This window comes from Streptococcus sp. VTCC 12905, from assembly GCF_049893385.1.
Lineage (GTDB): Bacteria > Bacillota > Bacilli > Lactobacillales > Streptococcaceae > Streptococcus > Streptococcus suis_AA.
Genome location: NZ_JBMVJC010000029.1, coordinates 18,601 through 28,367, shown reverse-complemented (window position 1 = coordinate 28,367; position 9,767 = coordinate 18,601). Strand labels below are relative to the sequence as shown.

Sequence of the window (9,767 nt, the reverse complement as noted above, 5' to 3'; positions counted from 1 at the left end):
AAGGTTGTAAAAGCCATGGAATTGCCTTATTCCAACGCCAAACTGGAAGCTACCAATAATCTCATCAAAGTCATTAAGAGAAATGCCTTTGGTTTCAGGAACTTTGAAAACTTTAAAAAACGCATTTTGATTGCTTTGAACATAAAGAAAGAGAGAACGAAGTTCGTCCTCTCTAGGTGTTAGCTTTTCATCTACCCACTACAGTTGACAAAGAGCCCTTTTTTCTATATAAGCTCTTCTAAAATATACTTCCTCACATAAGTAATAAAGTAAAGCGAGCCTGTAATCAGGTAAAGTTTTTTGGGATTGTCCAAGTCCGCCTGCTCCAACCACTCCTGATAGGTCTGAACTCGTTCATAACCTGATGGATAATCATCCAGCTGTACCGCACGGAAATCATCAAAGGTTGTGACGCTAACAGGTCCAAATTGGCTAAGTTTCGATAACATCTGATCCACAGGCTTGGTATTGATGGCTGCAAAGAGGATTTCGATGTCTCTATCGGCATAGTTTTCCTCTAAGAGCTGGGTCAGGACGGCGATACTTTCATTATTGTGGGCTCCGTCAATCATAAGCGTTGGTTTCATCAATTCTAAGCGGCCCGGCCAGATGGCTTGGGACAAGCCCTGGCTGATAGTTTCATTGATAATCTTTGGAAAATGTGAGCTAAGAAGCTGAGCTGTGGTCACTGCCAAGGCTGCGTTGACCTCTTGGTGACGCCCCCGCATCTGTAGCCTCAAATCCTCAACTCGGCCGAAGGGGCTTGAAACCGCAAATCCTGCTCTTCTATTTTCCAAAACAATCTCACGCCCTACCTCATAGGTCGGACTCTGAAGCTGACTGGCGTGATCCTCAAATACCGCCTCCACTTCTGGCTGGTCGGTCGCATAGAGGAGGGGGACCCGCTCACGCAAGACAGCAACCTTGTGACGGGCTATGGCTGCGTGGGTCTCTCCTAAAAAGGATTGATGGTCTAGACCAATAGAGGGGCACACTACCGCCAATGGACTTAAGACATTCGTGGCATCCAGTAAACCACCCATGCCTGCCTCCACCAAAAGAATATCGGGATGCTGGTAGTGAGCAAAATAGACAAACATAGCCACTACAACAATCTCAAACTCTGAGATGGCGTCTAGTTCTGCTGTCTGGTCCAAGTTATCAATCAAAGGTTGCAAGTCTGTCACAATCCTCGCAAAGTCTTCCTCTGAAATCATCTCCTGCTCAAAGACAATCTGTTCTCGAAAATCAATGATAGACGGCGATGTAAACCGGCCAACGGTATATCCAGAAGTCTGCATGATAAACTGCAGGGCATTAAGGGTCGATCCCTTACCATTTGTTCCCACAAAGTGAACCGTTGGTACACGATGCTGGGGATTGTCCAAGCGCTCCAAGAGCCAGTTGACACGTGCAACACCATTTTCTAAATCTGATGCAGGACGATTCGATAGCCATCGGCGAGTTTCTAGGTAATTCATCATTTCACCTCTACAAAAGAGCAACAGGGGGATGACCTGTTGCTGGATACTATATTATTTAATACCCATCAGTTTTGCGAACTCAGGTATTTTTTGTAAATTCGGTAAGACAAGCATAGTTACGACGATGCGTAATGGAATCTCAAAAACTGCCTTAATCAAGCGACTACTGTATAAAGCAATCCAAGGTGTTTCAAAATGGAAATGGAGGGCAATCGGTGTCATGATAAAGGAAATCACAACCTGAATCAAAACAACAACCCCAGCAACATAGTACCAGTCAGCTTTATTTTTAATATCTAGTGGTTTTTGATAAAAGAACCAGCCATAGATAAAAGCCGATACCGCCTCAATCAAAATCCAAGTAAAGAGAAGAGTTTGTCCGCTAAACAAGACAAAGACTGGGTCTGAAATAGCTGCAAAGACAGCTGCCCAAACTGGACCCGCAATAGCTCCCAAAATAGCATTGGGAATGAAGGTAAACTGAACCTGCAAAGTGTCCGAAAGACGGATTGAGAAATAATTCTCAACAATCATGACCAGGGCAAGGGTCACTGCAATGGCAGTCAATAACTGCACAGTCAGTTTTGGAATTTTCTTTTCCATAAAAACGCTCCTTTTAAGAAATGGAGCTGTCGTATTCATTCGACAGCGGATGCAATGGTTTACCGCACTGACGCTTCGTTATGTGGCAACATCCCATCCACATACACTTAACGCAAACCACCTACTCTGTGCAAATTTCTTTGCTAGTCTATTTTATCATATCGAGGTCAGTTTGACCAATTGCCAAAATCTATTACTCCTAACAGTTACTGACTATAAGAAAAACTGGCAGGGTTACTGCCAATTTCCTTCTATTATTTCAAGCGTTCAACTTCACGCGCAATAACCAATTCTTCATCCGTTGGAATAACCAAGACACGAACTTTTGATTCTGGCGTTGAAATGTCACCATAGTTGCCAAATACATTTTTTGCTGGATCCAACTCAATACCAAACCAAGACAAACCTGCAATGACATCATTACGCATTGTAGCAGCATTCTCACCCATTCCTGCTGTAAAGATGATGGCGTCAGCACCATTTAAAACCGCAAGATACTGACCGATAAATTTCTTAATACGGTCAATGAAAATATTGTAGGCCAATATTGCATCTGGATTGTGAGATTGGATGCCTGCTTCAATATCGCGCATATCACTTGAAAGACCAGATACACCAAACAAGCCTGACTGTTTATTCAACATGTTAACAACGTCTGCAGCATCTTTAAACTCTTCAACATTCGCAATCAGATAAGGAATGATAGCAGGATCAATATCCCCTGAACGAGTTCCCATCATCGGACCAGCCAGAGGTGTGAAGCCCATTGACGTATCCACAGATTCACCATGATAGTTAGCAGTGATGGATACACCATTTCCGATATGAGCCGTAATTAATTTCAATTCTTCAATTGGACGACCCAAAACTTTTGCTGCCTCATGCGCTACATAGAAGTGGCTTGTTCCATGAGCACCATACTTACGAACTTTATAGTCTGTATAATATTTTTGTGGAATCGGATAGAGATAAGCGTGTTTTGGCATTGTTGTATGGAAAGCAGTGTCAAAAACAGCTACATTCAATACTTCTGGCAATACTTCTTCAAATGCGCGCATCGCCGCCACGTGTGCTGGGTTATGAAGTGGTGCCAAGGCACTCAACTCTTCAATTTGTTCAATCTCTTTTTGACCAATAACCGCTGACTCTTTGAAGTATTCTCCACCCGCAACTACACGATGTCCAACACCTGTAATTTCTTCATAAGTTGCAATAATATTGTGTTTGAGCAAATCTTCTAAAAGAATTTTAACCGCAACTGTATGATTAGGAATATCTAATACTTCGGTTTCTTTCTTCCCATCATATTTAACTGTAGAAATAGAATCATTTAAGCCGATACGTTCGATAATACCCGCTGCTAAAACTGTTTCTTCTGGCATTTGATAAAGTTGCCATTTTAAACTAGAACTACCTGCATTAATTGCAATTGTTTTTGACATATCTTACCTCTTTTAAAGCGTTTTCCCCACTAGTATAACAGATTTTCACTCAAATTGCATTCTCTTGCTTCCAATTTTTGAAATTGACCATGAACTTCTGAATCGCTTCAGGTTCTTGCAGGCTTTGCAAAGGATAAACGAAAGGAGTTAAAGGTCTGGCAGCTTTCTTTTGTAACACAAAAATGGACTTGGCCATGGCAGCCTTCCCAAAAAGATTTGATGGCAGGGCAATCATGGCAACAATATTGGCTTTTTCTTGTAACCAGCCTTTTAATAAATCGCTTTGCGGACTCGTTAATAAATCATTTGGAGCCAGTAAAATCGCAAATCCATCTTTTTCCAGATATTTGAGGGACTGTTCCATGAGCAAATGATGGGCGTAGGTATGTTCATTTGGACTGGCTACCTGATAACGGCTAGCAATCTGGTCATCTGGATAGTAACCAATAGGCAAATCTCCCAAAATCACTTGGCTTTCTTTCAAAATCTGCGGACGTACCGCATCTCCCTGAGCAAATGAAATAGCTGCTCCCATGACATCCGCGATACTAGCCGATAAATCAATCAAGAGGTCATCTATTTCAATCCCTAAATAATCTAATTCCTTCTGGCTGGCGTTGAGAATGGTCTGAGCTAAGTTTCCTGTACCAGAACCAATTTCCAAAACCGTTACTCTTGGAGTAGAGACCAACTGGTCAACAAGGAAAGATAAAATAAATCCGATAGAGTCAGGTGTGAACTGATGGTTGTACTGCATCGGTTCTGTCTGGTTAGCTTTAATGAGTAAGAATTGGTAAGCACGACGCCATTCTTCCTTTGTCAAGGCTAATTCTCTCAAGATTTGATTGTTGTTGAGAACAAGTTCGGTTTCATGTTGACCAGCTACATAGGCAGCATTTTGCTCAATCATAGCATCATAAATATTGGTCCCAAGTTGATTTTGAATCGTCTGTACATTTTCTAAAAGCAGGTTGTAGGCCTGTTCAATTTTTTCATATTTCATATTCTTATCTTATCAAATTTTAAGGAATTTGACTAGAAATTGGGAAGTGGTAAGTGAATTGCTTACCTCCATTTAGTGTTACGACAACGGACAATTGATTATTTTTAATGCGATAGTCTGATTGGCCCTGTTGAAATGAAATCTGCCCTTTCTTGACGACCGATTTTTTGGATGACTTTTGAGTCGGCGATCCCTTTGTAGCCTCCTCCACATCAGCTTGTTTCTCACCCAGGTTTGGAGAATCTGTCTTTGAACTCCCTTCCTCGAGACGAGTTTGTTGGGCTATTTCTTGATCCTGACTAACTTTCTTTAATTGAATCTCCTGCTGGTATTCTGTCTTTACTTGCTCTGATATCATTTGAGCCATCATATAAGCAGTAGCTTCTTGCTTCGTCACTTGTACCAGTTGACTTTCAACAAATTGCCTATTGAGATAGAACTGGAGAATCAGGCTAAAGACAGCGAGCATTAAGAGTGCATAGAGCAGAACACCTGCCTTAATTCGTTTTTTCAAAAACATACCTAAAACTCCTTTCCTCCCCACTTTCAAATGTTACATCCAGCTGTATAACCTCGCCTTGTTGGGCATAAGTAGCTGAATAAACTTTGTACAACATGGGCTGATAGCCCTGACCATTTGCATTTGTCTTGCGAAAATCATCTGCCACAGACTTACCAAATGCCAATGATTTTTCCCCTTTGGTTAGGTACAACTTTCCAGAATCAACCCGATCAAGACTTGCTCCTTCCCATTCAGCCCGCAATTGATCACAAAATAGTAACCACTGTTTTTCCACATGACGTTCTTGATAGCCAATCTCATGCGCTATCAATTTTGATAATCCTTCAATTACTAGCAAGCTGCCAGAAATAATGAGTAAGGTAATTAAACATTCCAAGAGGGTGAACGCGGCTAACTTAGTTTTTCTCAATCCTAATAACCTCCTTACCTTCATGGTAAACGGTAAGTTTGCGAGATGTTCGTTGTACTGAAACTTCAACCCCGTTTAACTCTAAATGGGATTCTCCTGTCTGAACTGCCATCTTTGCAACATTATAAACTTCTTGTTGGTACCAACTGTTTACTAGTTGCTTTCGTCCGGTATCTATAGCTGTCAAAATCAAGCTACAAATCGTTACCAGGGTAGCTAGGGCAACTAAACTTTCTAACAAGACATAGGCTCTACTCTTCAATTTTCTTATATCGACCACTCCCTATATATAGTTGATACTTGATTGTTTCATGACTCATCTTAAAACTGATTTTTTCCAAGGAAGAATTACCCCCATCATCCTGAAACACAATTGTTTTTTCTTCTACTATGGATACATTAGGCGGCAATGAAATGATTCGATAGCCATTTGATACTTCTTCTCCAGCTATACGAAGCGCTACCTTTTCTTGAGTTCTAGCAGCCAATTCTTGACTGTCTTTATACAAGGACTCAAATTCCAAAAGAAACATCTGCTCTTGCACTACCTGAAAAGCAGTATGCACCGACCCCGATAATAACAACGCTAGAAAACAGACAACACCTAATGTTAGTAAGCTCTCTAGAAGAGTAAAGGCCTTATTTTTAAGGTACATTATTATATTTTTCTAGTTGATCTTCAGTTATCATCTGCTGATTATATAATTCTTCCGCTGTTGGACGAACACCATGCTCCAATTCGTAAATGTCCATTTGACTTTCAACAACTTTTACAACCACCGCATTGCCGTCTTCTTGTATTTTTTGCTTTTGCTTACTGAGATTTGGCACAAATAATAGTAAGAGAATACTAATAATTCCAAGCACCACTAACATTTCGACCAAAGTGAATCCTTTGACTTTCTTTTTCAACATTTTTTTCATTTTATAACTCCATATTCTGATAAATAGGCAGCAACATGGCTGCATAGATGAGAACGACCATTAAGGCCACAAAGAGAAAAACCAATGGTTGAATCAACTGCATGGCCCTATTAACACGAGTAAAAAATTCCTCCCAACACTCTGTTGCATACACAGATAGCTCACTTCCTAATTTTGATTTGACTTGCCCATACTCAATCATTAGACTCAGCTCCCGTTTGAAAAAGCCATACGTTTGTATATGAGAATGGAAACTATGCCCATCAGAAAGTGAACGCTCTAAATCCTCACCAATCTCACGAAAAAGCTGTGATTTTTGTTCCTGCATCAAGCCCACAATCTGAGGCATATCAAGTCCCTGACCAATCAAGCTTCCCCACTCCCTCGCGTAATAGGCGGTCAAATAGGTTTGGATGAGTTTTCCGAAAAATGGCAGAGCTACTAAGCGAGAAAAAGCCTTGATTTTATTTGTTCTGTGATACCAAATAAGCCCACCTAAGACAGCAAGAAAGAAAAGGCCACAAAAGGATAAAAAGATTGTTGGCAAGTGTTGAATCAATATAGTCGCAACATTTCCTTCTTCCAACTGGGGCAACAAATAGTTTTTTAGTCCCAACATTATCAATAATAAAAAGGCAAGCAAGATGATTGGATAGGTTGCTACTTCTATCAATTTTTTACGGACCTTACTAACATTTTCAAGATAAGATTGAATATGACTTAGACTCAGACTGGTATTGCCATGAACCTCCGCCAAGGCCACCTGAGTGACAACCGCATCCGAAAAGCGTAAATCTCCCAAAAGACTTGAAAATGGCTTTCCTGCAAGAAGACCGTCGGACAAAACTTGCGTGTATTGGTCCGCCAAGAGTTGACTCCGTTTGAGAAAATCGACAATTTCTCCCAAGTGAAATCCACTAGCAAAAAGATTGTTAAAGAGCTCAATCACCTTACGCTGTCGAACCAAGGACAATTTTTTCTGTTTCTGCCTGCCGAGGACTGATATGTCCCGCTGCAAGAAGGCATTCAATTTGCTCATTCCACTTGTCCGAGGAATGGTTTTGGTAGTTTCCTTTTGCAAAATCAACAACACCTCCTCCCCCTATTAATCGTTGATAGGCAATTCCTTGAAGAGCATTATTCAATTCTTCAGGACTTACACCCAGTTCTAACATGCGAGCATAGACACCAGCAACACTTCTAGCATGAACCGTTGAGAAGACCGTTGCCCCTGTCAAACTAGCTCGAATTACTGCTCGAGCAGTTTCTGCATCTCTAATTTCTCCAATAATCAGTAAATCTGGTCGATGACGAAGTGATAGTTTGATGAGATTATCATAGGTAGCACCAATTGCCTCATTGAGCTGGAGTTGGAGCATATCTTCCTGCTTGATTTCCACTGGATCTTCTATAGTTAGAATTTGCTTATCTGGAAATTTCAATCTCGCCAGCTGGTACATGAGTGTGGTCTTGCCAGAACCGACCGGCCCCGAAAAAAGATAGAGCCCTCGTCCCTTGATTTCTTGAGCAATTCTATCCAATGCTCCAAACCAAAATTTAAGTTGTTGATCTTGATCATAGAGCAGACGAATGACCAAACTTTCTTTACCACGATAATCACCAACCGTTGATAACCGAAGGGAAATCTCCCCTGAACCATAATCGTATTCACAAGAGCCTTGCTGGCTACGCCGTTTTTCACCGACATTCAAACCCGCTAAAAACTTGAAATGGCTAATAATGGCCATCACCTCATCCTCGGTTAATTCTTGAATATATTCCCGTTCATCCATTACTCGATGATAGACTTGGTAGTTTTCTCCTCTTGGAATCAAATAAATATCACTGACCCTTTCGACAACTGCCTCTTCAATCATTTTTCTTGCTTTTTCTTGAATCATATAACCTCCCTACTCCATCTATTCGTAAAACATATTGATTTGTGGCATATTTATGTTAGAATAGTAAAAAAGTTGTGGAGGTTTCCCATAAAAAGATTAAAAAAAGGCGACCACATACGCGTAGTCAGCCCATCTTCGTCTATTGAAAGTATTGGTGGCTTTGAGGCTAATGTAGCAGCTAAGAAAAAGTTAGAAGCACTTGGGTTCAGACTCTCCTTTTCAGAACATTATTTTGAAAATGATATCTTTGACTCAGCTCCGATTGCTAGTCGAGTTGCGGACTTGGAGGCGGCTTTTGCGAATGAAACAGTTGATGCCATTCTGACAACCATTGGTGGTTTCAACTGCAATGAATTGTTGCCCTATCTGGATTTTGATTTGATTGCACAAAATTCGAAAATTTTCTGCGGTTATTCGGATACGACCGCTCTGCTCAATGCCATCTACGCCAAGACAGGCATGCAAACTTATATGGGCCCAGCTTATTCCAGCTTTAAAATGGAGCTGGGACAACAGTACCAAACAACATCTTGGCTAAATGCAGTCACTCAGGATACCTATCAATTAACTCCAAGTCTTGAATGGTCTAGCGACGCTTGGTACCTACCAAACGCCCCTCGCACTTTTTACCCAACAGAATGGAAAGTCTACAATCCAGGCCAAGCCTCTGGTATTGCCATCGGCGGAAACATCTCCACCCTCAATCTGCTGACAGGAACCGAGTTTGCACCCAGACCCGATAAATATGTTCTATTTTTAGAAGAGGCAGAAGACGATGATTATCTCATTATCGCTCGTCATTTAACAGCTCTTCTACAAGCCTATCCAAATCCACAGGCAGTTGTCTTTGGTCGTTTTCCTAAGGAAACCAGATTGACAGAGGAAATTTTGCTGACGATTTTGGACAAGCACCCTATTCTCAAAAAAGTTCCTGTTCTGTACGATTTGGACTTTGCCCATACCCAACCTCTCTTTACTATTACAATCGGTGGACAGGTAGAGATTGACACCAAAACATTTTCTATCACATTCAGTTAAAAAAAGGATTGCCACTTCATTAGGCAATCCTTTTTAGTCAACCGTAACAAATGATTCTTGTTATAGTCTACATGGTCGAACTCTCGGTTGAAGAGATTTTTTAGTCAAGCCTGCAGGTAAATTTTCCTTCGATTCTATCAACAAAAGGGAATGGAAACGCTGTAAATACTCATCACACTCTTCACACCAGTACTGGTCTGATTCATCCCAAAAAGCCACCATTGTCCCATTTTTGCTTTTTTTCATTGGAAAACTTTCTGAAAGTTTTACCCATTCCTTCTGAAAAGTAGAAAGTGCATCCTCGTAACGTTCGTACGTCACTCTACTGACAACATCTTCTTCCCAACCATCTAAGAACCACCACGGTTCAAAATCTCCATACATTTTAATTACTTGATACATAATACTAATTCCTTTACCGTACACATTATATCGAATTT

General features: G+C 40.9%; 14 protein-coding genes and 1 riboswitch. Of the genes, 2 read left to right on the top strand and 12 right to left on the bottom strand.

All coding sequences use genetic code 11. The annotated features are described in order from the left end of the window. On the top strand, positions 1 to 183 hold a 183-nt coding region (locus ACPC58_RS09420), incomplete at its 5' end, for a transposase (protein ID WP_434065868.1). A 41-nt stretch (positions 184 to 224) separates the two neighbouring features. Here the strand turns inward: ACPC58_RS09420 and ACPC58_RS09415 are convergent. The 11 genes from ACPC58_RS09415 to comGA all read right to left on the bottom strand — a co-directional run bounded on the left by ACPC58_RS09415 (position 225) and on the right by comGA (position 8,289). Then, a complete protein-coding gene (locus ACPC58_RS09415) occupies positions 225 to 1,481 on the bottom strand; it encodes a bifunctional folylpolyglutamate synthase/dihydrofolate synthase (RefSeq protein WP_434065869.1) in 1,257 nt (418 codons plus the stop codon). Positions 1,482 to 1,535: 54 nt separating this feature from the next. Beyond that, complete coding sequence (locus tag ACPC58_RS09410) at positions 1,536 to 2,087, bottom strand: folate family ECF transporter S component (RefSeq protein ID WP_434065867.1); 552 nt, start codon at positions 2,085 to 2,087, stop codon at positions 1,536 to 1,538. Between the two features lie 41 nt (positions 2,088 to 2,128). Then, positions 2,129 to 2,218, bottom strand: a riboswitch (THF riboswitch). A 123-nt stretch (positions 2,219 to 2,341) separates the two neighbouring features. Next, entirely contained in the window at positions 2,342 to 3,529 is a 1,188-nt protein-coding gene (locus tag ACPC58_RS09405) for an acetate kinase (RefSeq protein WP_434065866.1), read from the bottom strand. A gap of 49 nt (positions 3,530 to 3,578) precedes the next feature. After that, positions 3,579 to 4,532: a class I SAM-dependent methyltransferase gene (locus tag ACPC58_RS09400; protein ID WP_434065865.1), complete on the bottom strand. Its 954-nt coding sequence runs from the start codon at positions 4,530 to 4,532 to the stop codon at positions 3,579 to 3,581. A gap of 19 nt (positions 4,533 to 4,551) precedes the next feature. After that, positions 4,552 to 5,052 carry a competence type IV pilus minor pilin ComGG gene (gene comGG / locus ACPC58_RS09395; protein WP_434065864.1) on the bottom strand — a complete coding sequence of 167 codons (501 nt, stop codon included), beginning with the start codon at positions 5,050 to 5,052 and terminating at the stop codon, positions 4,552 to 4,554. After that, positions 5,030 to 5,488 carry a competence type IV pilus minor pilin ComGF gene (gene comGF / locus ACPC58_RS09390; RefSeq protein WP_434065863.1) on the bottom strand — a complete coding sequence of 153 codons (459 nt, stop codon included), beginning with the start codon at positions 5,486 to 5,488 and terminating at the stop codon, positions 5,030 to 5,032. The genes comGG and comGF overlap by 23 nt, the downstream gene beginning before the upstream one ends. Then, positions 5,451 to 5,744, bottom strand: coding sequence for a competence type IV pilus minor pilin ComGE (gene comGE / locus ACPC58_RS09385; protein WP_024396552.1), 294 nt, complete (start codon positions 5,742 to 5,744; stop codon positions 5,451 to 5,453). The genes comGF and comGE overlap by 38 nt, the downstream gene beginning before the upstream one ends. Then, the gene (comGD, locus tag ACPC58_RS09380) at positions 5,716 to 6,120 is read right to left on the bottom strand and encodes a competence type IV pilus minor pilin ComGD (protein ID WP_434065862.1); all 405 of its coding nucleotides are present in this window, start codon (positions 6,118 to 6,120) and stop codon (positions 5,716 to 5,718) included. Before comGD ends, comGE begins: the two co-directional genes overlap by 29 nt. Next, on the bottom strand, positions 6,110 to 6,388 hold the full coding sequence (gene comGC / locus ACPC58_RS09375) for a competence type IV pilus major pilin ComGC (RefSeq protein WP_217374331.1): 279 nt from the start codon (positions 6,386 to 6,388) through the stop codon (positions 6,110 to 6,112). The genes comGD and comGC overlap by 11 nt, the downstream gene beginning before the upstream one ends. A 1-nt stretch (position 6,389) precedes the next feature. Next, positions 6,390 to 7,427, bottom strand: a complete 1,038-nt coding sequence (comGB, locus tag ACPC58_RS09370) for a competence type IV pilus assembly protein ComGB (RefSeq protein WP_318151035.1) — start codon at positions 7,425 to 7,427, stop codon at positions 6,390 to 6,392. Next, positions 7,339 to 8,289: a competence type IV pilus ATPase ComGA gene (comGA, locus tag ACPC58_RS09365; protein WP_318150623.1), complete on the bottom strand. Its 951-nt coding sequence runs from the start codon at positions 8,287 to 8,289 to the stop codon at positions 7,339 to 7,341. Before comGA ends, comGB begins: the two co-directional genes overlap by 89 nt. Positions 8,290 to 8,376: 87 nt before the next feature. Between comGA and ACPC58_RS09360 the strand changes: the two genes are divergently transcribed. Continuing rightward, positions 8,377 to 9,327: a S66 family peptidase gene (locus tag ACPC58_RS09360; RefSeq protein WP_217375199.1), complete on the top strand. Its 951-nt coding sequence runs from the start codon at positions 8,377 to 8,379 to the stop codon at positions 9,325 to 9,327. A gap of 60 nt (positions 9,328 to 9,387) precedes the next feature. Here the strand turns inward: ACPC58_RS09360 and ACPC58_RS09355 are convergent, their stop codons facing one another. Further along, on the bottom strand, positions 9,388 to 9,729 hold the full coding sequence (locus ACPC58_RS09355) for a DUF1033 family protein (protein WP_217374334.1): 342 nt from the start codon (positions 9,727 to 9,729) through the stop codon (positions 9,388 to 9,390). Positions 9,730 to 9,767: the final 38 nt, after the last annotated feature.

Bases quoted from the DNA above. Each gene is read 5' to 3' on its own strand.
- ACPC58_RS09415 (WP_434065869.1), bottom strand. From the start codon at position 1,481: ATGAATTACCTAGAAACTCGCCGATGGCTATCGAATCGTCCTGCATCA.
- ACPC58_RS09410 (WP_434065867.1), bottom strand. From the start codon at position 2,087: ATGGAAAAGAAAATTCCAAAACTGACTGTGCAGTTATTGACTGCCATT.
- ACPC58_RS09405 (WP_434065866.1), bottom strand. From the start codon at position 3,529: ATGTCAAAAACAATTGCAATTAATGCAGGTAGTTCTAGTTTAAAATGG.
- ACPC58_RS09400 (WP_434065865.1), bottom strand. From the start codon at position 4,532: ATGAAATATGAAAAAATTGAACAGGCCTACAACCTGCTTTTAGAAAAT.
- comGG (WP_434065864.1), bottom strand. From the start codon at position 5,052: ATGTTTTTGAAAAAACGAATTAAGGCAGGTGTTCTGCTCTATGCACTC.
- comGF (WP_434065863.1), bottom strand. From the start codon at position 5,488: ATGAAGGTAAGGAGGTTATTAGGATTGAGAAAAACTAAGTTAGCCGCG.
- comGD (WP_434065862.1), bottom strand. From the start codon at position 6,120: ATGTACCTTAAAAATAAGGCCTTTACTCTTCTAGAGAGCTTACTAACA.
- comGC (WP_217374331.1), bottom strand. From the start codon at position 6,388: ATGAAAAAAATGTTGAAAAAGAAAGTCAAAGGATTCACTTTGGTCGAA.
- comGB (WP_318151035.1), bottom strand. From the start codon at position 7,427: ATGAGCAAATTGAATGCCTTCTTGCAGCGGGACATATCAGTCCTCGGC.
- comGA (WP_318150623.1), bottom strand. From the start codon at position 8,289: ATGATTCAAGAAAAAGCAAGAAAAATGATTGAAGAGGCAGTTGTCGAA.
- ACPC58_RS09355 (WP_217374334.1), bottom strand. From the start codon at position 9,729: ATGTATCAAGTAATTAAAATGTATGGAGATTTTGAACCGTGGTGGTTC.